This window comes from Catalinimonas alkaloidigena, assembly GCF_029504655.1.
Classification (GTDB): domain Bacteria; phylum Bacteroidota; class Bacteroidia; order Cytophagales; family Cyclobacteriaceae; genus Catalinimonas; species Catalinimonas alkaloidigena.
On the sequence record NZ_JAQFIL010000001.1, the window covers coordinates 2,021,790 to 2,046,066 of the forward strand.

Genomic DNA, 24,277 nt, shown 5'->3' on the forward strand with positions numbered 1-24,277 from the left:
AGTATAAGATGGCTACAGAAACAATACAAAGACCGAAATACCAGACAGACATCAACTTTAGAAATCCTTTGTTTGACAAAGGTAGCCGGTTGGTATATGGTACTTCCGGCCTGGGTGGTGTTTGGGGGAAAGTAGATGAAGAAGAAAGTATAGCCTGTTTGCACTATGCCTTTGAACACGGCATCAGTGCATTGGACACTTCCCCTTCTTACAATAAAAGTGAAGAGTTTGTGGGTAAAGCGCTCAGCAGATGGCAGGGCGAGCACCCCTTCGTCAGTACCAAAGTAGGACGGCTACCGGCAGAAAAAGCGGATGAATGCTATGTAGACTACTCCGCGGAAAGTATGAAGAACAGCCTGATGCGTAGCCTGGACCGATTAGGTGTAGGGCAGCTTGACCTGCTTTTTCTTCATGAGCCGCATCTGGTGCCGCTGGAAAAAATAGACGAGATTTTAGATACACTCAAAGCTTTCCAGGCTGAGGGCTATACCAAACTTCTGGGTGTGGGCGGCAATCCTACCGATGCTTTTCGTCCCTATATCACCAAAGATAATTTCCAGGTAGTTTCCGGTTTTTTGAAGATGGACGCCTGTAATCTATCAGCATTTGCTAAAGACATAGCCCACTTCCGGAAGGAAGGTGTAGCCTACTATGCAGCTTCAGCCCTGCACATGGCACTGCTGGGTACCCGTTTTGAAACTTACAAAGCAGACCCTCCTAACAATGAGTGGATCACTAATCTGGATATTGAAACAGCGAAGGCAGTACATAAAATTGCTGAGCAGCATCATATGCCCTTGGCAAGTTTAGCGCAACGCTATCTCTTTTCAATTAACGAAGCCGACAGAATAGTAATGGGAGCAAGAAAGATTAGTCAGATACAGTCTACCGTAGAAGATTGGGAGCAGGGACTTTTATCTCAGGAACTTTTTGAAGAGATTACCAAAACCATTTTACACACTAGAAAAGAAGTAGCAGAAGTATGAAAACCCTGGTATTAGAAGAACCCGGACATTTTAAATATACAGAAACCTCTTTAGAAGAAAGCCTGAAGCCTGATGAAGCCCTGGTAAAAGTACACCGAATAGGCGTATGCGGAACAGATTTTCATGCCTACGGAGGCAATCAGCCTTTTTTCAGCTATCCCAGAATATTAGGTCACGAGCTGGGGGTAGAAGTGCTCAAGGTAGGTGAAGATGTAAAACATGTATCAACCGGAGATAAGTGTTCAGTAGAACCTTATATGAACAAAACACAGGATCAGGCGGTACGACGAGGGTTCACCAATTGTGGCGAAAATATTTCTGTTTTGGGCGTGCATCAGGATGGAGGCATGCGAGAGCAGTTTGTATTACCTGCCAGGTACCTACATAGTTCAAAACAGCTTTCCTACGAACAGCTAGCTGTCATTGAGCCCCTGGGTATCGGCTGCCATGCCGTCAATCGTGCTCAGGTACAACCCGAAGATTTAGTGTTGGTGGTTGGTTCAGGGCCTATTGGGCTGGCTACCACTATTTTTGCCACGGCTGCCGGAGCGAAAACGGTAGTGATGGACCTCAACGAAAGCCGGCTTAAGTTTGCTGCTGAAACAACAGATATTCACGGAACGGTAGTGGCAGGCAGAGAAGATACGCTGGATAAGCTGAGAGAACAGTTTGATGGTGATTTGCCTACCGTGGTGCTGGACGCTACCGGAAACAAGCATTCTATGGCCAAAGCCCTGGAATATGCAGCCCCTGCCGGCAAAATAGTGTTTATCGGCCTTTTTCAGGGAGATTTTTCTTTTCACGATCCTTACTTCCATAAGAAAGAACTCACGCTAATGGCAAGCCGAAATGCTTTGGCTTCTGACTTCAAACAGATTATCAGCATGATGGAAGAAGGAAAGATTAATATAGACCGCTGGATAACACACCGCAGCTCGTTTGAAGAGATGGTGGATCAGTTTGAAACCTGGCTGAAGCCCGAATCTCAGGTCATCAAAGCAGTAGTATCATTATAAGTGTACGATAAGTATCATGCAAAAAGCCCTTAAGCCCTACAAAAGATATTGCAAAACTTTAAAGCTGGTGGACGACCCACAACTAATTGAAGCGTATAAAGCGGTGCATGCTCCCGGTGCAGCCTGGCCGGAAATTACTGCAGGCATGAAGGCGGTAGGTATATTGGATATGGAAATTTACCTGCATGGCAATGTGCTTTTTATGATCATGGACACGGTGCCCGACTTTGAGCATGAGCGTGCCATGGCAGCCCTCTCCAAGATGTCCAGACAGGCGGAGTGGGAAGCTTTTGTCTCAAAATTTCAGCATAGTGAGCCCAACTCTGCGGCAAAAGATAAATGGCAGCTTATGGAAAGAATCTATGAGCTGGACCAGCAGGAAGTTTTCTTAGCAGAGAACGGACAAGTCAAAGTGTAAATTCTCATTGAGTGTACCAGTAAATCAGACACAGTAGTATGACTGTGTCTGATTTTCTCTTTAGATAAGCTGAGGCAAATCCTTCTCTATCTGTACCCATAGTTGAGGGGCAAACAGTCTGGCTGCACCCACTAATGCTGCCTCCTCCATGCTTTCTGAAATGACAACTTTTGTACTTATACCTGCCTGCTGAAGCTGTGCACCGAACTTAGGCAAAAACAGATGTGAAGCTTTAGAAATATTACCTCCTAATATTAAAGCATCAGGCATAAAGTTTTTCAGATAGGGAGTTAAAAAATCGGAGAGGTTTTGGCCAAACTCTTCAAATAAGCTCTGGCTTATAGGATTCTTTAAATCTGCAATCTCTTTTACTCCTTTTACTAACTCTCCACTCAGCTCCTGATACCTTTTTACAAACCAGCGCGTAGAAAAGTATTCGTCAGCAATTCCATTTTTATAGGGTTTGTCCCACAAAAAAGGCCCTTCATATGCATTATCGCTGCATAAGCGAGGAATAGCATTTGTAAGAAAAGCAGAGCCAAAGCCGGTACCCAAAGTAATCGCAAGCACTTTTTTGCCTTCGGCAGCATATTCCAGCCCGGCTACCCCTATGCCAAAAGCCATGGCATCATTGATAAAACGGTAGCGGCAATGAGTATACTGTAAGCTTTGGTTTAACTCCTCGGGGATGGATACTTCATACAACTGCTCATATTTTTCGTTACGTTCAAACATAGCTATACCTTTATGGTATATGAAAGGACCGGGCATAGCAAAGCCAATATTTATCTCCTCTTCTACCTCATTTTGAATCGCTTCTATGCTTTGTGCAATGGTATTACTCCATTGCTGCATAAGCACCTCTTTAGGGGCACTATTATCAAGCTTAGTGGAATAATACGTTTGTGGTATAATTTGTAGTGTGTTCAGGTCTACAGCTGCACTACAGATATGGCTACCTCCTACGTCTACCCCTATGGCAATACTTCTCTTCATACAGTTTTCATCATTAAATAAATGTGCAAAGCCGGGGTATCAGTTTGAATCACAACTACTAAATTTCTCTTCTAATGTCTATATCATACGAGAAATAGTCGGTATGATAATAGACGATATTGTACTCCACGGGTCTTTCTCCCATGTCACAAACCAGGCGCTCTCTCCTTAAAATAGGTGTGTCCGGGCTTAGCTCAAGCATCTCGCTAATTTTCTTGTCTGGACGAATAGCCCTAAGTTTTTCTTTGGAAACAGAGACTACTACATCATGTTCATTTTCCAGCAGCTCGTACAAAGGACGAGTAAAATCCTCCTTGCCATTCAGGCCCACTCTGGGATGGAAGTACGAAACCGAATAAAGAAACTTAGCCTCTTTAGAACCACGGATCTTCTCCAGGCACCAGATCTTTTTAGTGTTTGGTGCTCCCAAAGCATTATACACCTCTTTATCGGCTTCAATCTGAGAAATCTTAACCAGGTAGTTAACGACTTCAATACCCTGGTTGCGCATCTCCTTAGTAAAACTTATCCAGTTATCCAGTCGGGTGGAGATTTTCTGATTAACAACTTTAGAGCCTACTCCTTTTTTTCTTTCTACTATACCTTCCAGCACCAGCTTGTTAATAGCCTGCCTGATCGTATTTCTGGATACCCCCAGCTTTTTGGCAAGAGCAGTTTCTTTGGGTAGAAACTGCTTGCCTTTATTATACTCTTCTTTAGATACTAATTCTCTCAGGTATTTTTCTATCTGTGCGTGTAAGGGTACAGGACTTTTTGTGTCTAGCTTAAAATCCATCTTCTATTGATTGTCAAAAGTTCGGTCTGTAATAACTCCCGAAGATAGAACAATATAGTTTTATAGCCATCTGCTCCAGCACATAGAAAAATATCTATCAGTTTTATTGTTGATCTTTAGCCCATTTTTCCATCATCTGGATAGCAATGTACAATACGCCGGCAGAGCCACGAAAAGTACCTGACCCCTCTGGTTTGTTATCTATGGTATACCACTCATAAAAGCCGTCGTTTTTAACTACTCTTTCGGTCATGGGCTGAATTTGCTCGTAGGCTTCCTCTACAAAGCCATGTTTTACCAGCTGCTGAATCATTCTGCCTCCGAACCAGGTCCAGTCTCCACCATTTTGGTAACTATATACCGGATTCATAATCTGATTTGCGAAATAGCCTTCGGGGTAGGGAGGGTAAAGCGTAAGCCCGATAGAGGGTGCTCCCGCTTCTTTTACACGTTTAATCATTTCGTTTAATGAGGCTTTAATTTCCTCTTTAGAAAGAAGGCCTGCCTCAATAGCAATGGCTGTTCCGCCAAAGTAGTAGATTTCATCTTCATTAAAATCTTCCGGAAAGGGTGATCCTTCCAGATAGATATGAGGGATAAACTTCTGATCTTTTTCATCCCACAAATGCTTACGAGCGTTAGCGGCTATTTGATCACGTATGGGTTGCCACTTCTCTTTGGTCTCAGGTAAAATTTCCATAAGGTTGTCCAAGGCGATAATGAACATGGCATTATCATAAATGTCAATAGCCCGGTGGGTGTTATCGTCTATATCTACGCCCCAGCCATGTTCGGGCTGCACGTCTCCCCAGTCAGCAGTAGTAGCTCCCCAAATGAGGCCGTACTCTTCAGAATAGCGATGATTCATTAAGAAATTCATAGCTTCTTCCATTCTTTCAGCCACAGTCTGCTCTCCAATTTGCTCCTGCAAAATGCCTGTATCATCCGTAGCTATTATGTATTTGTAGACCGACTGAATCAGCGAAGTCTCCTGGTCTGTTTCTACTGTGTTTTTGTGTCCTGCATAGCGAGGTTCCAGATCAAAATAGCTAAAATCTGTTTCTTCAGCACCTACTTCCTCGGCAGGAGTGAAGCCGTCTAAAATATTACCATCATCGCCCTGCATACGGAAGAATACGAGCAGGTTTTCACGTAGTACACTGTCTGGATGTACTTTAGCGGCAAGCTCTACAAAGGTATTGTAATCTCTGATCCACACTTCACGATATCCATCACCCGCATTAAAACCCGACGCTACTATGTCCAACGCTCTTTGCTTAACATACTGAAAGTCTTTGTTTTGTAATATTTGGGTAGCCAGTGAATTACTTTCTTCCTGTTTCTTCTCTTGCGAACTACAGGCCCACATCAACAGGACCATGATGATAATACTAAACTTCTTCATGTGTTATTTTTGGTTAGACATAGAGGGGGGAATATTACTTACTCCCCAGTTTTTATTAGGCTGCTCACCCAGTGTAAAGCTCAATGTGCCACCTTCCATTAATTGGTCGCGGTAAATCCAGTTTTTATCAATCGCCTCCCCGTTCCAGCTTACCGATTGTATGTACATATTGGCATCACTCAGGTTTTTGGTTTCAATAATCAACTCCTTACCGGTGTAGTAGTCTTCATCCAGTTGTATAGTAATTTTTTCAAACATTGGACTGCCAAACTGGAAAGAGGGACGATCGGCAGTATGACCCTGCACATCAAAAAGGCCCATACTTGCTAAAACGTACCAGGAACCTAACTGCCCCTGGTCTTCATCCTGACCTACTCCGTAGCCGCGAAGAGGTTCGGTACCGTAAAAGGTGTTGCAGATTTCTCTTACCCATTTTTGAGTAAGCCAGGGCTTTCCAGAGTAGTTAAATAGCCAGGCATTGTGTAGCGAAGGCTGGTTACCATGATTATACAATTTCTCTATGCCTGAGAAACTATCTATCTCATCACTGCCACCGCCAAACTGATTTTTCTCTGCATCCAGAAACATACTTTGTAGCCGCTCATTAAAGGTCTCTTTGCCCATAAGCTCAATCAGACCTACAGGGTCATGGGGCACGTACCAGGTATATTGGTAGGCATTACCTTCCTGAAAACCCTCCCATGCTTTTAAGGGATCAAAGTCTTTGATAAACGAACCGTTTTTAAGCTTGGGACGGATGTATTTAGTTTCCTGATCAAAGAGGTTACGGTAATAGTCTGCCTGAGCCATCAGTTTTTGATAGTTGGCGCTATCACCTCTTTGCTTTGCCATCTGTGCCACAGCATAAGAGCTGAAGCTATACTCCATAGTATGTGAACCACCAAAGTTGAATACCCAACCATTAGATATCAGCGTATCCTGATAAGGGACAAAATGATCTTTTACAAAGTAGCTGAGGTCATATTTGCCATTACCTAAATCTCTGCCCCGATAATCTAACTCATTTTTGATGGCAGCTTCGTAGCCGGTTTCTACATCAAAATCACGAATTCCTACATTATAGGCCGAAGCGATGAGCAAGCCCTGAAAGTTGGTAGATACACCATTGGTAAATGTGCCTGCTGCTGCACCATCGTGTAACCATCCACGGTCTTTATAGAAGTCTATATTGGATTGGAGGTACTCACTAAAATACTTGGGATAGGCAAGCGCCCAAAGCTGACTCAAATTCCAGAAGCCGCCCCACATGCCATCGGTATTATAATGATGGTATTCCGGGTTTCCATTCTTGTCTAGCGGGGTCTTACCAATTTTATCATCAACCTGAGGAAAATCCCCATTTACGTCGCTGGAAAGGCCCCTGCCAAGCAGCGCATGATAGAGACCAGTATAAAATTTAATGCGATCTTCTTCTTTACCTCCTTCAAGGACAATTTTGTTCAACTTTTGATTCCAGGCATCTTGAGCGGCCAGCCTGGCTGCATCAAAATCTTTTCCTTCTGTCTCTGTACGTAAGTTGAGGCGAGCATTTTCTATGGAGGTGAAGCTTAAACCGGTTTGTACTTCAATAATTTCACCTTCTGTAGTATTGAAGCTGAGGTATAAGCCATTATTTACCCCTTCGGTACTGGTTTCGCCTTCAGTTTGTACAGTATCTACAAAGGTCCCTACGTTTGCAGGTTTTTTGCTGAGCCTGGCCACAAAATACATACTTACACGCTTGCCGGTATCACCAAACTTTACATACTCAGGATAGGTTACGATAGAGCCCTCAACCTCATGATCGTTAACCAGTCGGGCAGTAGCATTTATCACATCACTACTTTCGCCCTGCTTATGTCCTATATCTATAATTACATGTGCCTGCTCAGACTGCGGAAAAGTAAAGCGCTGATAGCCTACTCTTTCGGTAGCGGTGAGCTCTGCCCTGATGCCATAGTCTGAAAGTGTAACCGCATAATATCCGGGAGCAGAGGTTTCACTCGCTTTATCAAAGCGGGAGCGATAGCCAGCATCTGGATCTTCCAATGTGCCGGGTACCGTTTGTAAGTCACCTACGGTGGGCATATATACAAGTCCACCAATCTGAAACTCATGAAAATGTCCAAAACCTTCAATTGACGTATGGCGATCGTCGTAGCCATTAGGTCCCCAGCCGCCCTGGCTGTTGTAAGCATTGGTGTGCGGAGCCAGCTTTGCCATTCCAAAGGGTAAGGCAGCTGGTGTATAAAAAAACCAGCGACCGTGGACTGAACCTATCTGGGGGTCTACATACTGTGTAAGGTCAGTAGGTACATTTTCCTCTTCAGGAATTTGCTGAGAGGTACAGGCAGCCATGACTAAAACTGCCAGTACCCATAGTGAGTTGGTGATCTGCTTAAGCATATTGATTTTACTTATTTCTGGGGTAAGCTCTGAGTTCCCCAGTTTTTGTTTGGTTCTGCGCCCATCTCCAGCTCCAGCGTACCTCCTTTCAGAAGCTCTTCTGCCGGGAACCAGAAGTTGTTTAGTACTTTGCCATTGAGTTTGGCTTGTTGTACGTACTTATTCAGGCGCGAAGCATTTTTTGCTTCAATGACAAATGTATTACCTCTGCCATATCTACCACCAAGATTAATGCGTGTTTTTTCAAAAAGTGGGCTGCCGATCTCATAAATGGGATTTGCAGAGGTGCCCCCATCGGTCTGAAATAGGCCTAACGCACTCATAACAAACCACGCGCTCATCTGTCCCTGATCTTCATCTCCCAGATAGGCATTGGAAACGCCAAAGCCATAATACTTGTCTACGATATCACGGTTCCACTTTTGCGTAAGCCAGGGGCTGCCTGCCCAGTTAAACAAAAAAGAGAAATGCATAGACTGCTGGTTGCCCTGAGTTACCGGGAAGTCCCAGTAAAGTTCGTTGGGCGCATTGTAGCGCCAGCTGCTACTTTCATTAAAACCCCACTTCAGGCGATCAACAAGTTTGTCATTACCACCTACAGCTTTAGCTAATGCTGGTATATCCTGCGGTACAAAGAACGTAAGCTGCCAGGCATTACCCTCCACGTACTGGTAGTTACCAGCCGATTTGATAGGGTCAAAGTCAGGATACCAGCTTCCATCGGAATGACGTAGGCGAGCGAAACCAGAGGTGCTGTCTATGGCATTTTTCCACCAGTAGCCTCTTTCTTTAAATTCTTCGTAAATCTTTTGCTTGCCCAGACTTTTAGCCAGTTGAGAAACGGCGTAGTCATCAAAGGAATATTCCAGAGTATTAGAAAACCTGCCTTTGTTATACGGAACATACTGATGCTCTATATAGGCTGGTAGATCACGATTGCCGGCATAGCCATTGCCTACCTGCTCACCAGGCGTTGTCTGCATCTTATAAACGGCCTGTAGTGCTTTTTCTGCATCAAAATCTCGTATACCCATCTGATAAGCACCTACGATGAGCGGTATTTCATGCTCAGCTACCATTACAGGGATGTACTCCATACCTGCTGGCCCTTTGGCTAACCAGCCATTAGCATCGTACATAGCCAACTGAGATTTTACCCACTGAGAGGACCATTCGGGAGTCACCAGGTTCCAGAACTGGTTAAGGTTCCAGAAAGTATTCCAGAAGGCATCACAGCCAAGGGCTACAGCATTAGGGTCTGCTAACTTTTGAATGTTTTCGCTGGCATCTACCCAACTTCCATCTACATCACTGAAGATATTCCTGCTTACCAAGGCCCGATACATATTAGAATAGAATCTGGTTTTTTCGCGACGATCATCGGTAGTGATGACTACCCTTTCAAATAACTGATTCCATTCATTGACGTGATATGCTCGTACAGCATCAAAATCCCAGCCGAAAGCTTGAGTAATCTCAGTGTCCAGGTTGAGCTGTGCATTTTCTATGCTGACGTAAGATATGGCTGTGCGAGTTTGTACTATCTGATTCTGTTGAGTGTCAAACTCTACATAGGCAACTATATCCTGAGGATTTTGAACGTGTAACTCATCGCGGTTGGCATAGCTAACTGGAATACTGTCTTCGCTCTCTGTAACTACTACACCAAAATCTCTAATGTCCTGATCAAACTCCATAGCGAAGTGAACAGTGTATTCCTGAGCGATGTCGTCCCAGGTTTCTTGCTCCCCACCGCCTTCAATGTATTTACCACGGTAGTGTTGTTCGCCCCAGATATGTGGAGACCGCTGTTTGCTAAAACCTACTAGTTTATTTTTACCGATCACTTTAAAATAGGCTTCTTCAATATCATAACCGTACTCGGCAGGAATTTGTAGATCTACAAGAATTCTGGAGTGCTCGCTGTTTTCAGGATATGTATATCGCTGAAAACTTGCTCGGGTGGTAGAGGTTAGTTCCGCTTTGATGTTGTAATCGGTAAGCAGCACTGAATAATAGCCTAATGGAGTCTGTTCAGTAGATTTGTCTACTCGTGAACGATAGCCACTATCAGGGTCTTCAGGTGTGCCTATCTCAGTAATTAATGGGCCATTGGTAGGAAAAGTACCCAGGCCTGCCATGGTCCATTCGTGAATATGGCTGAAAGTACCTACACTTTCAAAAGTTGGCTGATACCCAGACTGCCACCCTCCCCGCTGATTGTCGGGGCTTATTTTTACCATGCTAAATGGCATCCAGGGGCCGGGCGCTATCATCCAGCGAGAGTGGCCAGTCCCTATTTTAGTATCTACATAATCTGCTAAGCTACTTGCCTGCTGAGGACTTCTTTCTATACTCCCCCGGGCTACCTCATCACCATCTAAAAAAACTGTGTAAGCACTTTCTTTTGCTTTCTTTATGACAGGCATGGGTACTTCCAGCTCGTATCTGCCTTGCTCCAGTACTTTCTCATAGATTGGTTTGTCATCCAGTTCTACACTTAGGGTAGGGGTGTTTTGTAAGTGCTGAACGTCAATTAGCAATGGTTGAATATCATTTCTCCCTTGTTTGAGTGTATAGTCAGCCGGAGCAATATTGCGAATGAAAGCATCCTTGGCTTCAACTAAGTTCGCATCCTGAGGTCCTTCCAACTTTAGTTGATCAAAGAGCAGCCAGCTTCCTTCTAAAGTGGTTATTTCTATCTCGTTACCTCCCTCACGAAGTACTTCCGAGGGTATAGGAATCTGGATTAACTGTTCCTGGGGGCTTTCAGTAATCTCTTTATAGCCCTCTTTATTAGTACCTGCTTCCAAACGGAATTTCCATGAGCGCTCATTTACACTCACTTTTAGCAGTGGTGGATTTTCCGGACTGACATCAAGCACGTCTATGAACAGCTTCCAGTCGTCTGGTGATTTACCCTTTTCCAACTCAAAAAGTATGTTAATCTCATGAGGACGAATGCCAGCCAGGACAGATGTGCCGCCCCAATAATCTATGGAGCCGGGAAGCACGTAGGGAAAGTCCTTTTTGATATCGGAGTGGGTAATGACAAAAAATTTATCTTCCCAGCCAAAATCGTTTTTAAGAAAATCCTGATAGCCAGAAGGAGAAAGGGCAAACTCATGGTGTTGGTTATCTGCTTCACCCAGACTCCAGACCACTTTATTTTGAGCAAAAGAAAAGTTAGAAATGCACAAAGTGGCTAATATGGTGTATATAATTTTATGAATCATAACGTATTGCGGACAGATATTAACATGCTTCTTCTTTCACAAATGAGACTACTACTTTGGCCGTTTGGTCACCAAGGTTGCGCAGCGTGTAGCGTTTGGCGGCAGCAGGTATAGCAAATGTCTCCGCATACTGATATGCTGCGGGATTGGCGTTTTCAACCTCCAGGCGCACCCCCTCACCTTCTACCAGCATCAGCAAGTGACATTGGCCCTGGGTTTCAATCTCCATCTCACTATCAAATTCGTAGCGGTAGATATCATAAAAGTGATCAGAGTGGGTAGGTAGATGTATTTTTTTCCAGTCACTTCCGTCTTCTACTACACTTGGTTTAGAAATTAAATTTTGCTGTACTTTTTCTCCCTGATGCTCAAAGTTAAGATTTTCAAAAGCTCGTTCTATATTGAGAGGGCGTGGGTTTCCGTCCAGGTCCAGACGCTGCCAGTCGTACATTTTAAAGGTGTAGATATAGGGTGTAGCACTTATCTCCAGCACCAGATTATCTTTACCCGAGCAGTGGATGGTTCCATGAGGAATCAGGAAGAGATCATGCTTTTTAGCCGGTAATTTCTGCACGTATTTTTCTACATTCAGTTCTTCTTTAGTCTGGTAGCTATGCTCCAGAGCAGCTTTAAATTCAGTGGATTCTATGCCTTCCTGAAATCCGAGATAAACATCTGCATTTTCTTCGGCATCCAGTATGTAGTAGGTCTCGTCCTGTGTAAAATTTTCACCAAAGTGCTTTTTGATGTAGTCAGGTTTAGGGTGGCACTGAACAGAAAGGTTGCCTCCGTCAAAGGTGTCCAGAAAGTCAAAACGGATTGGAAATTCGTCTTTAAAACGCGCTGCTGCTTTGCCCAATACATGATTTCGCTGATGAAACATCAGCATATCAAATGACACTTCTAATAGTTTGCCTTCATCCTCAAGCAGTAGACCATTTTCAGGCACAATCATTTCAAAAGACCAGGCATAATTGGGTACCTCGGAGTTCAGTCCCTTAATCTTTTCTTTTATCCACTGACCGCCCCATACACCTGGTTCAAACCAGGGGCGTACTCTAAAGTGTGTGGAAGATATATAGTCCAGACTAGCCCTAAGAGCTTTACCGCTCGTCCAACTTGGTTGGGCGGGGCGCTGCTGATCAACGATGATGTCAATATGGGGCAGCAGCTCTTTTTTTGCTTGGTTTAGCACTACCCAGTCTACAAAATAGAAATGCTTGTATGCCTGCTTGGCTGCTTTAGGTCTTGACAAACCCAGGTTAGTGATTTCTCCAGCACGCATGCGGTACTGGAGTTCGTTTTTAGGTAAGTCAAAATAGAGAAGTCGGCCTTCCAATGACGAAAGAGAGGCGCCACTTCCATAAATCAGGTTAACATTTGTGTTTTCCTTTGTCTTAAGTTGTTGTAGTTGGCTTTCATCAAACCAGTCTTTGAGTTGCAGCTTAGTTTTGAATCCGAAAATAGGATCGTCACCACCCAGATAGGGTTCTACTAGCTTTAGTATTTCGGCCTCTGGCTTCATGCAATCCTGTATGTTCATGCTATGTACCGTTTTGCCCAGCGCCTGCAATTCTTCTGTTAATGATGAAACCACTTCATTCCAGTCTACACCAGCGTAGCCTTCAAGTATTATGATGGGGTCCTTACTAATTTCTTGAGCTAGAGAATCGTATCCTATTTCAATCTTTCCATTTTTTAAAGGATGAGAGGGGTACAGATCATAAGTATCTACTGCTTTATCTTTTATCAGGGGTATTAAATGTTGGCTGGTTGCTCTCTTCATATCTCGGTGTAATTGTGTTGCATTACAAAGGTAATCATATGTTTTAAATGTCCATATGTTTAAACATATAAAATTAATAATTTATTGCTTTCTGTTCATTTCTCAGTCAAAATTTGATACGTAATAATAGGCAGATTGGCGCACTGCTTATATAATTGAGACTCAAACGACTTAGATGAAGTATAAGTCAAGCAAAGGTATGATTAAGATAAAATGAAGCTGAAAGTTAAATCAGCCTACCCTAAGCTCTGAAATAAGTTGTCATTCTCGCTTATCAATATTTTAGGTTTGTCAGCCGGGCTGACTGGACAATAGTGCCAGGTCGCTTTGTTTTACAGATCGCTGCAGATTAGATGCTGAAGAAATTCAATAAATAGAATACAAAGGGTTTGCGGGAGTCAATGGTGAATCTCGTAGAAACAATTAAATCATATAATTGCTCCTAAACTGGCTTTCATGAAAGGATTGGGATTCTCCATTTCAAATATCCTCACCACATCGTTTCTGGAAGTCAAAGCCATGAGATAACAGCTTACTATTGAATAGTGTATGTGCTTCATTGGTTACAGTCAGGGTGCAATCTGTCGTACCAGCAAGCAGGGTAGAACTGATTATCATTGAACCTTCTACCTTATGCATGGTAGAGAGAATACCCTGAATAGGGTAGATAAAACACCATTAGGAAGGTATTAAGACCATGCTTAGATATACAGAAATTTGCAAAAATCAAAATTGAAAATATTTGTACTAGTCGCAAAAGATTAACTCAATCAATATAAAATTAAACCATGAAAAATGTAATTATCTACACCTTGGCAATGGCAGCAATAGTAGCTTTTCTAAATGCCTGCCAAGAATCCACTTCAAAGGAATCCGCAGTAACTCCATCATCACTGGAAGACTCGGTAAGTTTCAAACAGCAGCAGGTCCTCAGAGGAGGCTATTTAGTAAGTGTAGGTGGCTGTAGCGATTGTCATACGCCTAAAATATTTACCGCAGAAGGCATGCAGTTTGATACCACCAGGCTTTTGTCGGGTCATCCCAATGGGGCACCGCTACCGGAGGTTGATATGAGAGCGTTGCAGCCTGGCTACTGGGTTCTTTTCAATGATCATCTGACCGCCGCAGTAGGTCCCTGGGGGCTTACATTCTCAAGAAATCTTACTCCGCACGGTACCGGGATCAAAGGTTGGAAAGAAGAAATTTTCATCAAAGCTTTGCGTACAGGCAAACATATGGGAATGGAACAAGGAAGACCTATCATGCCGCCCATGCCCTGGTTTAATGTTGCAACAGCCACAGATGAAGACTTAAAAGCTATTTATGCCTATTTGCAGTCCCTAAAGCCAATTGATAACCATGTGCCAGAGCCAATGTCTCCGGAAGAAGTAATGAAGATGACTTCTGCAAAAGCTTTGTAAACACTGAACACAGAGCTATATTCTTCACCATTGATCCTCAGATAAAATATAACGCATACATATTGTTAAACTTAAAAAAGCGCAGTCAGCGAAAATTCATTAGCCTCAATATGTATTCCTGAGTGGCGATTAATGATAGTGACTTTAGCCTGAGAGGGACAGCTATTATTCATGCAACCTCCCTATTGAGGCTTTAAAAAAGTTAACAGTAAACTAAGAGTAGCGAACTTCTGATACAGCGCTGCTGCAAAGGCTGCACAAAGAAGCAGTTTTAATACTGAATCCAAAGGGCATAGCAGGAATACAATACTGCTTACGTTGCCTACAGACGAAACACAGCAAGCTGATTTGAGAACATGCTAACAAAAGTAGTTGCGGCACAATTTGTATGCCCCTCAAATCCGTATAAGAGTGTTCCTTTTCTTTTTTCTTTATTGGGTGCATGCATCAATTTCCTTTAGCTCTCATAAATCAGGCTTCTGATTTTCTAGCATAGGGGGCTTTACGATACCATTACGAATTACAAAGTCACCGAAATGCTCCGCCTCTTCTCTTTGCTCGGCATACTGTTTAATGATGGGTTCTAATTCTTCCAGAATAGTCTTTTCATCTGCCATCTCTTTATACAAAGTATTAAGTCTGTCGCCATTGTGACTGGCACCCAGATACAGATTGTAATGTCCGGGCGCTCTGCCTACAAAGCCTATTTCACCCAGGTAGGAGCGAGCACAGCCATTAGGACAACCTGTCATACGAATATTGATGGCATCTTTTTCCAGACCGTACTTTTCCATGATCTGGTCCAGCTTATCAACCAGTGAAGGTAAATAGCGTTCTGATTCGGCAAATGCCAGTCCACAGGTGTTTAGAGCCACACATGCCATAGAGTGAAGTCTTAATCCGGTGAGTTTGGGGTGATTGAGCACGCCATATTCTGTCAGAATTTTTTCTATTTTTCTTTTATCCGCCTGGCTGACATTGCCAATGATTAAATTCTGATTACCCGTCAGACGGAAATCCCCTCTATGAATTTTAGCGATTTCTCTCAAAGCAGTTTTGAGCTGGTAGTTTTTCTCGTCGCGTACCCTGCCATGTTCCACAAAAAGCGTATAAAACCACTTGCCATTGGTCCCTTTCAGCCAGCCGTATGCATCTCCATTGGTGGTAAATTCGAATCTTCTGGCTTTTTCAAGCTTCCATCCCAACCAACGATGCAGTTTTTGCTTAAACACTTCCAACCCCATATTGTCAATGGTGTATTTCAAACGAGCGTTTTTCCTGTCCACCCGGTTCCCGTGGTCCCGTTGTAAAGTGATAACACCCTCTGCCAGCTGAATCACCTGCTCAGGCCTGACAAAGCCAATCACACTTGCCAATCTGGGATAGGTAGCATCATCACCCAAAGTATTGCCTAATCCTCCACCCACACATACATTATATCCTGTCAGCTTTCCCTCTTCCTCTATGGCTATCAAGCCAAGATCATTGGCAAAGACATCCACATCATTCCGTGGCGGGATAGCCAGTGCAATTTTAAACTTCCTGGGTAAATATGTCTCTTTGTATAGAGGCTCACGGTCTGGCGTATTTTCCACTTTCTCCCCATCCAGCCAGATTTCATAATAAGCCTTGGTTTTAGGTTTGAAATGCTCACTCAGCTTTTCTGCCTGTTCATACACCTCATCATGTGCCTGGGAGTGATACGGATTGGGGTTGCACATCACATTTCTGTTCACATCCCCACAGGTAGCGATGGTAGTCATCAGCGCCTCATTGATAGCGCTGATGGTAGACTGAAGGTTTCTTTTCAGGATGCCGTGAAACTGAAAGGACTGGCGGGTGGTAAGCTTAAGCGTATTATTGGCATATTTCTCTGCCAGCTCATCCAGGATCAGCCACTGCTGTGGCTGCGTAATCCCACCGGCTGCTCTTACCCTCACCATAAACTGGTAAAGTGGTTCCAGCTTTTGTTTTTTTCGCTCATGTTCAAGGTCGCGGTCATGTTGCTGATAAGAGCCATGAAACTTGATGAGTTTGATGTCTTCAGGAGCCAATGCGCCGGTCAAAGGGGCTTTCAGGCTATCCTGAATGGTGCCTCTCAGGTAGTTACTGTTTTTCTTAATCTGTTCTTCCTGGGAAAGATGATCTTGTTCAGCCATATCTATGACGATTGTTGTTTCTAATATTAGAAAAAGTGGAGGTGGTGCTTAGTAGACATCCGTCTGGTATCTGCCGGACAGTTGCAGGTACTTTACATATTCATCAGCCTGTTCTGAGCTTTGATGCCCATGTGTTTTGATAATGTCTTTCAGTGTTTTTTCAACATCTTTAGCCATTCTGATCGCATCCCCGCAGACATAAAAATGAGCGCCGCTTTCCAGCCAGTCGTACAACCCTTTGCCATTCTCCCACATCTTGTGCTGCACATATACCTTCTCATGCGAATCTCTGGAAAAGGCGACATCTACTTTGGTCAGCAGACCATCTTTAAGGTACTGCAGCCACTCTGTCTGGTAGAGAAAATCCGTGGTAAAATTACGGTCTCCGAAAAACAGCCATGCTTTACCGGGATTATCATTCATTTCTCTTTGTTGCATAAATGCCCTGAAAGGTGCTACGCCTGTACCAGGCCCTACCATGATGATAGGCGTTTGCTCATCTTCGGGAAGCCGGAATTTGTTGTTTTCTTCTACAAACAGTTTGACCTTATCATCTTCAAGGGTAAGCTGGTCAGCCAGGTAAGTAGAGCATAAGCCTTCTTTGGCCCTTCCGTGAGAGTGATAGCGGATTACTGAGACTAAAGCGTGTACCTCATCTTCATAGGCTTCCTGACAGGAAGCAATAGAGTACATCCGCGCCGTATTTTTCCTGAGTACCGAGATCAGTTCCTGTGGACTGAGCCTGGAGGGCGTTTCCTTAAACAGATCTATAATGTCTCTGCCATAAAGATAGTCTGAGACGCGTGAAGCTTCAGCTAAAGTATTTTCAAGTTTGCTACTCCCGGTCAGTTCAGCATATTTATTTAAAGTGAGAGCGGTTAAGGGAGTTAGCTCATAATCGTAAGTCAATGCATTTCTCAGGCTGCTCGTACCCTGGTGAGTTTCCACTTCTTCCGTACCTGAGAATTGCAAAGTCTCTAAAATGCTGTCTACCAAACGTTCGGAATTGTGAGCGTAAATGCCCAGCGCATCTCCCGGTTGATAGGTGATTCCTGAGCCTTCCAGACCAATTTCCAGATGAATGGTTTCTTTGCTTGACCCTCTGCCATTCAGCTTTACCTTATCCAAAAGCGGAGCTTCAAAAGGATTCTTCCGGTTATACTGTGGCTTCTGCTGGTGGCCACTACCATTTTGTTGAAAATTTACAGATGGAGTAGGGGAGCCGGTAGACACACTTTTTTGCAATGTCTTTAGCACAGAGTCAATCCAGGCTGAGGCATCATCTTCATAATCAATGTCACAGTCTACTCTTTTACAAATTCGCTCTGCCCCGAGCTTTTCCAGCACATGATCAAAATCTTTTCCGGTCTGGCAGAACTGTGCGTAGCCGGTATCGCCAAGTGCCAGCACAGTATACCTGAGATGGTCAAGCTTTGGCGCTCTTTTGCTGTGGAGAAAATTGTACAGTTCTTCAGCCTGCACAGGGGGCTCACCAATGCCCTGCGTGCTTACAATGATGGCGAGATTAGTGACTTTTTTGAGGTCTTTACCCTTAAACTCTGCCATGCTTTTTGTTGTAACCTTTAAAGCAGTGGATTGGGCACACTTTTCCATATGCAAGGCAAGTTTTTCTGAATTGCCAGTTTGCGTGCCATAAAGTATCAATAAGGGAACTTCATCGGAAGTGGACTTGTCTGCAAAGGCGTTTTGCTCCTGTTGCGATGCTGATTGCTGAATTGAGGCATTACTCCTTCCTGCCAGATATCCGCTTAACCATTGTATCTGCTCAGAAGATAAGCCAGAAAACGCGCTGATGAGCTTATCAAGCTGGTCCGGGCTAAATGGCCCTCCCTTAATTCCGTCTTTCCAATCCATCTTGTATGTGCTGTGTTGTTTTCATGAAGTTGATCCATCCTGAAAAGGATAATATTTTGCATATCCTATTCAGATTGGAGATGAAATAAATTTACTTATTTGGCTGAGGGGTAAATCTTAAATAGGATTTGATTTTTCTGTGCCCTTTAGGAAATTTGGCCGGAATATCCTCATCCCTGATAGCCGGGGCAATCACCACATCTTCGCCCTCTTTCCAGTCGGCAGGTGTAGCCACACTAAAGCCGGCGGTTAATTGTAAGGAGTCTATTACCCTGAGTATCTCATGGAAATTTCTACCTGTAGAAGCCGGATAGGTGATCGTAGCTTTAATTTTCTTGTCCGGTCCTATAAAGAATACTGACCTTACTGTAAGCGTTGCAGATGCATTCTCGTGTATCATACTGTAAAGTTGTGCCACATTTCTATCGGCATCTGCGATGATAGGAAAGTTGACTGTACAATGCTGAGTTTCATTGATGTCATTAATCCATGTATTATGCGAATCAAGATCGTCTACACTTACGGCCAGGACTTTGGTATTTCTCTTCTCAAACTCGCTTTTGAGCTGAGCTGTCCTTCCCAGCTCTGTGGTACAAACAGGCGTGAAATCAGCGGGATGTGAATAAAGCACGCCCCAGCCCTGACCGAGCCAGTTGTGGAAATTGATTTCTCCTTCAGTCGTTTGTGCGGTAAAATTAGGTGCTTCGTCGCCAATTTTTAAACTCATTGTATAAAGGTTTATGGTTAAAAAAATAATGATCAGCTATTCTCCTCATTGTCATCAAATCTGATTTCCTCTCTGAGAAACTTGATGAAATAATCAAAATAGGCAGGAAATTCCCGGTCTTCCATTCTTGCCAGATACTGCTGGCGGAAAAAGCCATGTTTGTTGATCTTAATGGCTTTAATATCCTGATTTTTATAGGGAGTAAGTGCCCAGTTGGCCATGACAATCACCCCCATATTGGCCTTTACCAGTTCAATGGAAGCCTCTGTCAGGGGCAGTATGATGAGGTCTTTAGGTTGTATGCCTTTGGGCGTAAGTAAGTTTCTGAAAATAGAGACGGTCTCCAGGGGCAGGGAATGAATGATCAGTTTGACATCCTCAAAATCTTCAGCTTCCACATAATTTAGCTCCGCCCAGTGGTGCTGAGATGATACCACGGCGAACATTTCGTCAGAGAAAAGTTCAGTATACTCCACTTTGTCCTTTGATTCAGGATTAGAGGTAATGGCGAGGTCCAGCTCTCCCTCCATCAATTTTTCAATGGGACGGTGAGTTGCTTCAAAAACAATTTGTACCTCAACATTAGGGAATTCATTTTTAAATTTTTTGAGTACAGCAGGCAGCCAGTGATAACTGGTGTAGCATTCTGTACTGATGCGGATCACCCCCGTCTCCCCTGAGATCAGTTTTTTAATCTCTGATTCTGTTGAGTCAATCTCCTTTAATACATGAATCGCTGTATTATACAGTTTCTTGCCTACCGGAGTCAGGATCAGCTTTTTATTACGACGGTAGAAGATAGGAGTGCCCAACTGTACTTCAGCTTCCTTCAGCTGGTAGCTGAGCGCACTTTGCGACAGGTGGAGCTTATCAATAGCACGGGTAATGCTTCCTTCTTCCACGATGGCTTTAATCAGACGTAAATACCTTATCTCCATTTCTTTTATTTGTTCAAAATTATATGCGGAACTGTTAGCAGCCTAATTTTATTGATGAAAAGCTTTCATGCTTATCATCAAGTATTTTAATACCAACTACATTTTGCACATACATTAAGTAAAGTTATTAAAAGACTTTTTTGTCTCTTTTTCAATTTATTATATTTTTGGGGGAAATTCTAATGAAAATTAAATGAGCGATAGGACTATTAAGCTTAAGGCATTAATGAAAGCGATGAATAAGCTATTCATCATTGTATTTGCCATCTGCATATTTTGCTTACCAGCCTGTAATCAAAATGAAGAAAGTCAACAGAAAAGAAAGGCGAAAGAGAAAACTGCTCTTACTTTCATCAGAAATGACGATTGTCTCAACTGTCATAATATAGAAGATAAATCTGTGGGGCCTACCTATGTGCAAATCTCGCAAAAGTACGAGGCAGACTTTAGCACTGTCAGTCGGCTGGCCAACAAAATTATTGAGGGTGGGGGAGGTATCTGGGGAAGTGAGCAGATGACCAGGCATCCATTTCTGGAGAAAAAAGATGCTAAGAAAATAGTGAGATGGATATTCTCCCTGAATGATTCTACATTGAATAAGAGTCCTGTCAGGTATCAGTCAACACTTAGGTTTTCTGAGGTTTTCAGGGATAAGAGCCAGAAGTCAAATTTAACCAATGGATTGGAGATAAATGTTTTTGCCCCTGGCGAGGGTAAAGCGTTTGACCTCGCTTATCTCAATCCGGAGGCGTTATCAGAAGATGCGGTAGCATATTCCGGAAAGGCAAGTGTCATTCATTTTACTGAGCAATTATCTTTTCAGCCGGTCTCAGCAGGTTCTTTAATTCGTGCTACTGGATATTTACATATTAAGGAAAAAGGAAAATATTTTTTTAAATTGGTTAAGGCAGGTCAGGGCAGAGTTTTTATTGATGGAGATAAAATCATTAACGAAAACGATTCTGATACCGAAGTATTAAAAGAAATATTGCCCGGCACATATCCTATCATCGTAGAATACGTGTTGCGGGAGGACAATAACATATGGTCGTTACAATGGATTACACCTGATGATGAATATTATGAAGTCATTCCCACGGAAGTGTTTTCTGTTGACATTAAATGATAGTAGGTAGAAATTTGTTGTTTAATTTGCCTACACATTATACAAACTAAAATTTATGTTTTCTAAAGCGTGTGAATACGGTATAAGGGCGGTCATTTATGTTGTAGCGAAAAGCCAGGAAGGAAAAAAAGTTGGAATTCGTGATATCAGTCAAGAAATTGACGTTCCTGAGCATTTTACCGGTAAGATACTGCAAAACCTCAGTCGTATGGACCTGATCAGTTCTGTGAAAGGCCCACACGGTGGCTTCTATATTGAAGAAGGGAAAAAAGATATCAGACTCATTGAGATAGTAAGGGCTATTGATGGGAACAAATTATTTACGGGTTGTGGGTTAGGAATAAAAGCGTGTTCAGCGCGGAGGCCCTGCCCCATTCATGATGAGTTTAAGCAAATCAGAGATTCTTTAAAAGAAATGTTGGAAAGGACTACTGTACAGGAGGTAACCGAAGATTTAGAAAAAGGCCTGGTGTTTTTGAAAAAATGACAATTTGATTTAGAAAGCAAGTGGTTCCTTACTGCTAGTCTCTTTATTGTTTAAACAACTCAACTAGCATTTACCCAAAGACTAATGTGATGCCTTAATATTTCACCTTGGCAAAAGATGAAGTCTTCTATAGCTGATTGAAGCCAAAGTAAAATGTCCATTACAGTTTAGCTTGATACCACCTTTAGTCCAACAATGGAAGATATGAGCGTTGTAAGAAATAAAAGTCTCCAAAAAGAAACGGGTTCTTTAAAAAATATAATACCTACTACAACTGTTCCGACCGCTCCAATACCGGTCCAGACAGCATAGGCAGTGCCTATGGGTAAGACCTGAGATACTTTTACAAGCAGAAACATGCTTATTCCTAAGCAAATAATAAATCCCAGGTACCAATATGTCATTTCTGCTCCTTCGCTTTCTTTGGCCTTTCCTAAACATGCAGCAAAACCTACTTCAAATAGTCCAGCTACAATCAACAAAATCCAGTTCATCTTCTACTCAATTTTTATACAGTCTTGAAGAATACGTGAATCCTGCTGAGATAGTTTGATCTATATGACTGATTTCATTATCAAAACTTCTCCCAATTTTTATTTTCACCTTCAACCCCTGGCGAAGGAAAAACCTTTTTTATTGATAGTTGGATGTAGATATCTTCTTCATTTACCAATAGATAACATCTTTAGTAGTTGATAAACTTTTCAATGTATCAATATCATCATCTAAAGTCTGATTATTTTGATGCCGAATATGAATAGGCTAATTACCTTGCAAACTTCAGCGACGATATAGTAAATATGGAGATCTGAAGGTGGTACCGCCAATCCCTGTATGTACATCTCAGCCCTGACATCCAGGCCAGGCAGCAACCAGAATGTCTGTATTACCAATAAAATGAGTGGAATTATTAAAAATATTAAGCTTGCCTGAAGAGTACCACCTGCTGAAAACATGCTGGTGATTATTGCAAAGGCAAGTACCCATTCTACCTTATTCAAAACATTAAACACCAGGCGGCCGATGCCCAGGCCGATAGGCAGACTCACTCCTGGAGCTTTAAACTTAAGCCAGGCTTCCATAAAGCTGATGGCGCAAACAAAACCTATCCAGAGATAAACTGAAGCAATTGCAAGCGGGTATTTCATGGCTGTGTTCATAGTATCGGTTTTTTTGGATTGTCCCTGTAATACTCAATTTTAAACAGAAACATCTCAGCCATTTTACCAGCCCGCCATTTAGCCTCCTCTGCTTTTTCTCCCTTAAAATGCTCATCAACAGTTTGTTCAAAAAGAGTGAGCCAACGCTTAAAGTGAGTTTTGTCAACTTCTAAGCGAGCATGGGGTACAAACGGACTACCAAAATAGGTATGCTCAGACAGCAAGACAGTCTGCCAGAATTTATACATCTTTTCCAGATGTTCCGGCCATCGGTCACCAATACGCTCATTAAAAACTGGTGCGAGTAGCATGTCATCCCGGACTTTAGCATAAAAACTATCTACCAGTTGTTTTATGTCCGTCAGTTGTGCTATTGAATTTTTTGTATCCATTAGAAAAATGATTTATAAAAATCAGGGGTCCAGTACATGATGAAATAAAATATGGCAAAACCAATAAACCCAATTACGATAGCCCACACCCAGGCAGGAATACCCTTGGGCGTTTCAGAACCAGTTACCACGAACTGATCTCTACGTTCGCTACCATAGGCATTGACCGTAATGGAGACTTTTTCGTCAACTACCTCGTTGGGCCGTAAGCCTAACACTGCTATCTCCGGGCCATTGCGTACCTCAAAGGGTATAACCTTTATCCCTTCCACATTATTGGATGATTTGGCGATAATTTTCAAGTGGTGTTTTCCATCCGGAATTTTTGTCGTATCCATCATAAACTTCACCGGAGGTTTAAATTCCGCGAAGGGAACATCCTCATCATCCAGAAATATCTTAATGACACGCTTATTTTCCAGGGTTTCAGTAAGTTTCATCTACTACAATATTTTTAATATGCCCGGGGTTCTTTTCTCCGGGTTTGATAAGAAATTTGAGACTATAAAAAAGCGTAAACGAGACGATGACAATACCTACAATGATGATCACAAAGTCCCAATCACTCTGCGGTCCTGCGCCATGCGTAATGTTCTGTAAAGGCTTAGGCTGATTCTGCTTGCATACCTCACAGGCGAGTGCCATTTGTATAGGTAGTGTAAGTATCAAAAAAAGAAATAGAATAAGCTTTCTCATTTGATTTTGTTTTTACTTTCTCCAATAATTGTTCGCTGCCGCAATGGTCTGAAACTCTATGGCAATTACCTGGGCAGAAGCGATAAGCTGAGCGGTATCTTCAGCATAGGCGGGTCTGAGTTTTTTCCTGGTTTCAGCATCTGTTTGTATAGCGGCCACAGACTTTCTGGCAAGCTTGATTGCTAACTCACGGCCTTCCATCGGTGTAGAGGTAATTAAACTCGGCAAATAATTTTCAGCATTTTCCATTG

Annotated in this window: 23 protein-coding genes; 6 read left to right on the forward strand and 17 right to left on the reverse strand. The window is 42.8% G+C overall.

Annotation, left to right across the window (positions count from 1 at the left end):
- Positions 1 to 8: 8 nt before the first annotated feature.
- The 3 genes from OKW21_RS08425 to OKW21_RS08435 are packed head-to-tail and all read left to right on the forward strand — an operon-like array spanning position 9 to position 2,420.
- Positions 9 to 986, forward strand: a complete 978-nt coding sequence (locus OKW21_RS08425) for an aldo/keto reductase (RefSeq protein WP_277478974.1) — start codon at positions 9 to 11, stop codon at positions 984 to 986.
- Positions 983 to 2,002, forward strand: a complete 1,020-nt coding sequence (locus tag OKW21_RS08430) for a zinc-binding alcohol dehydrogenase family protein (protein WP_277478975.1) — start codon at positions 983 to 985, stop codon at positions 2,000 to 2,002. The genes OKW21_RS08425 and OKW21_RS08430 overlap by 4 nt, the downstream gene beginning before the upstream one ends.
- A 16-nt stretch (positions 2,003 to 2,018) precedes the next feature.
- Positions 2,019 to 2,420, forward strand: coding sequence for an L-rhamnose mutarotase (locus OKW21_RS08435; protein ID WP_277478976.1), 402 nt, complete (start codon positions 2,019 to 2,021; stop codon positions 2,418 to 2,420).
- A 60-nt stretch (positions 2,421 to 2,480) separates the two neighbouring features.
- Here the strand turns inward: OKW21_RS08435 and OKW21_RS08440 are convergent, their stop codons facing one another.
- The 7 genes from OKW21_RS08440 to OKW21_RS08470 all read right to left on the reverse strand — a co-directional run bounded on the left by OKW21_RS08440 (position 2,481) and on the right by OKW21_RS08470 (position 13,684).
- Positions 2,481 to 3,416 carry an ROK family protein gene (locus OKW21_RS08440; RefSeq protein WP_277478977.1) on the reverse strand — a complete coding sequence of 312 codons (936 nt, stop codon included), beginning with the start codon at positions 3,414 to 3,416 and terminating at the stop codon, positions 2,481 to 2,483.
- 58 nt (positions 3,417 to 3,474) lie between these two features.
- Positions 3,475 to 4,212 carry a GntR family transcriptional regulator gene (locus OKW21_RS08445; RefSeq protein ID WP_277478978.1) on the reverse strand — a complete coding sequence of 246 codons (738 nt, stop codon included), beginning with the start codon at positions 4,210 to 4,212 and terminating at the stop codon, positions 3,475 to 3,477.
- A gap of 103 nt (positions 4,213 to 4,315) precedes the next feature.
- The gene (locus OKW21_RS08450; RefSeq protein ID WP_277478979.1) at positions 4,316 to 5,617 is read right to left on the reverse strand and encodes a glucosidase family protein; all 1,302 of its coding nucleotides are present in this window, start codon (positions 5,615 to 5,617) and stop codon (positions 4,316 to 4,318) included.
- Between the two features lie 3 nt (positions 5,618 to 5,620).
- Complete coding sequence (locus tag OKW21_RS08455) at positions 5,621 to 8,023, reverse strand: GH92 family glycosyl hydrolase (protein WP_277478980.1); 2,403 nt, start codon at positions 8,021 to 8,023, stop codon at positions 5,621 to 5,623.
- 11 nt (positions 8,024 to 8,034) lie between these two features.
- Complete coding sequence (locus tag OKW21_RS08460) at positions 8,035 to 11,259, reverse strand: GH92 family glycosyl hydrolase (RefSeq protein WP_277478981.1); 3,225 nt, start codon at positions 11,257 to 11,259, stop codon at positions 8,035 to 8,037.
- 19 nt (positions 11,260 to 11,278) lie between these two features.
- Positions 11,279 to 13,045 carry a class I mannose-6-phosphate isomerase gene (locus OKW21_RS08465; RefSeq protein ID WP_277478982.1) on the reverse strand — a complete coding sequence of 589 codons (1,767 nt, stop codon included), beginning with the start codon at positions 13,043 to 13,045 and terminating at the stop codon, positions 11,279 to 11,281.
- A 480-nt stretch (positions 13,046 to 13,525) separates the two neighbouring features.
- On the reverse strand, positions 13,526 to 13,684 hold the full coding sequence (locus tag OKW21_RS08470) for a hypothetical protein (protein ID WP_277478983.1): 159 nt from the start codon (positions 13,682 to 13,684) through the stop codon (positions 13,526 to 13,528).
- Positions 13,685 to 13,833: 149 nt separating this feature from the next.
- On the opposite strand from OKW21_RS08470, the gene OKW21_RS08475 reads away from it, so the two are divergent.
- Positions 13,834 to 14,466: a c-type cytochrome gene (locus OKW21_RS08475; RefSeq protein ID WP_277478984.1), complete on the forward strand. Its 633-nt coding sequence runs from the start codon at positions 13,834 to 13,836 to the stop codon at positions 14,464 to 14,466.
- Positions 14,467 to 14,930: 464 nt separating this feature from the next.
- Here OKW21_RS08475 and cysI read toward each other — a convergent pair whose 3' ends face one another.
- The 4 genes from cysI to OKW21_RS08495 all read right to left on the reverse strand — a co-directional run bounded on the left by cysI (position 14,931) and on the right by OKW21_RS08495 (position 20,165).
- The gene (gene cysI / locus OKW21_RS08480; protein ID WP_277478985.1) at positions 14,931 to 16,625 is read right to left on the reverse strand and encodes an assimilatory sulfite reductase (NADPH) hemoprotein subunit; all 1,695 of its coding nucleotides are present in this window, start codon (positions 16,623 to 16,625) and stop codon (positions 14,931 to 14,933) included.
- 48 nt (positions 16,626 to 16,673) lie between these two features.
- Positions 16,674 to 18,500, reverse strand: coding sequence for an assimilatory sulfite reductase (NADPH) flavoprotein subunit (locus OKW21_RS08485; RefSeq protein WP_277478986.1), 1,827 nt, complete (start codon positions 18,498 to 18,500; stop codon positions 16,674 to 16,676).
- Between the two features lie 91 nt (positions 18,501 to 18,591).
- Positions 18,592 to 19,227, reverse strand: a complete 636-nt coding sequence (locus OKW21_RS08490; protein ID WP_277478987.1) for a peroxiredoxin — start codon at positions 19,225 to 19,227, stop codon at positions 18,592 to 18,594.
- 32 nt (positions 19,228 to 19,259) lie between these two features.
- Positions 19,260 to 20,165: a LysR family transcriptional regulator gene (locus OKW21_RS08495; RefSeq protein WP_277478988.1), complete on the reverse strand. Its 906-nt coding sequence runs from the start codon at positions 20,163 to 20,165 to the stop codon at positions 19,260 to 19,262.
- Positions 20,166 to 20,400: 235 nt separating this feature from the next.
- On the opposite strand from OKW21_RS08495, the gene OKW21_RS08500 reads away from it, so the two are divergent.
- Positions 20,401 to 21,291, forward strand: a complete 891-nt coding sequence (locus tag OKW21_RS08500) for a PA14 domain-containing protein (RefSeq protein WP_277478989.1) — start codon at positions 20,401 to 20,403, stop codon at positions 21,289 to 21,291.
- Between the two features lie 55 nt (positions 21,292 to 21,346).
- Positions 21,347 to 21,778: an RrF2 family transcriptional regulator gene (locus OKW21_RS08505; protein WP_277478990.1), complete on the forward strand. Its 432-nt coding sequence runs from the start codon at positions 21,347 to 21,349 to the stop codon at positions 21,776 to 21,778.
- 167 nt (positions 21,779 to 21,945) lie between these two features.
- Here OKW21_RS08505 and OKW21_RS08510 read toward each other — a convergent pair whose 3' ends face one another.
- The 6 genes from OKW21_RS08510 to OKW21_RS08535 all read right to left on the reverse strand — a co-directional run bounded on the left by OKW21_RS08510 (position 21,946) and on the right by OKW21_RS08535 (position 24,275).
- Positions 21,946 to 22,272: a DMT family transporter gene (locus tag OKW21_RS08510; protein WP_277478991.1), complete on the reverse strand. Its 327-nt coding sequence runs from the start codon at positions 22,270 to 22,272 to the stop codon at positions 21,946 to 21,948.
- A 231-nt stretch (positions 22,273 to 22,503) separates the two neighbouring features.
- Positions 22,504 to 22,938, reverse strand: a complete 435-nt coding sequence (locus tag OKW21_RS08515) for a hypothetical protein (RefSeq protein ID WP_277478992.1) — start codon at positions 22,936 to 22,938, stop codon at positions 22,504 to 22,506.
- The gene (locus tag OKW21_RS08520; protein ID WP_277478993.1) at positions 22,935 to 23,330 is read right to left on the reverse strand and encodes a group III truncated hemoglobin; all 396 of its coding nucleotides are present in this window, start codon (positions 23,328 to 23,330) and stop codon (positions 22,935 to 22,937) included. Before OKW21_RS08520 ends, OKW21_RS08515 begins: the two co-directional genes overlap by 4 nt.
- A complete protein-coding gene (locus OKW21_RS08525) occupies positions 23,330 to 23,770 on the reverse strand; it encodes a cytochrome C (protein WP_277478994.1) in 441 nt (146 codons plus the stop codon). The genes OKW21_RS08520 and OKW21_RS08525 overlap by 1 nt, the downstream gene beginning before the upstream one ends.
- Positions 23,757 to 24,026, reverse strand: coding sequence for a hypothetical protein (locus OKW21_RS08530; protein WP_277478995.1), 270 nt, complete (start codon positions 24,024 to 24,026; stop codon positions 23,757 to 23,759). The genes OKW21_RS08525 and OKW21_RS08530 overlap by 14 nt, the downstream gene beginning before the upstream one ends.
- A 12-nt stretch (positions 24,027 to 24,038) precedes the next feature.
- Positions 24,039 to 24,275, reverse strand: a complete 237-nt coding sequence (locus OKW21_RS08535; RefSeq protein ID WP_277478996.1) for a hexameric tyrosine-coordinated heme protein — start codon at positions 24,273 to 24,275, stop codon at positions 24,039 to 24,041.
- Positions 24,276 to 24,277: the final 2 nt, after the last annotated feature.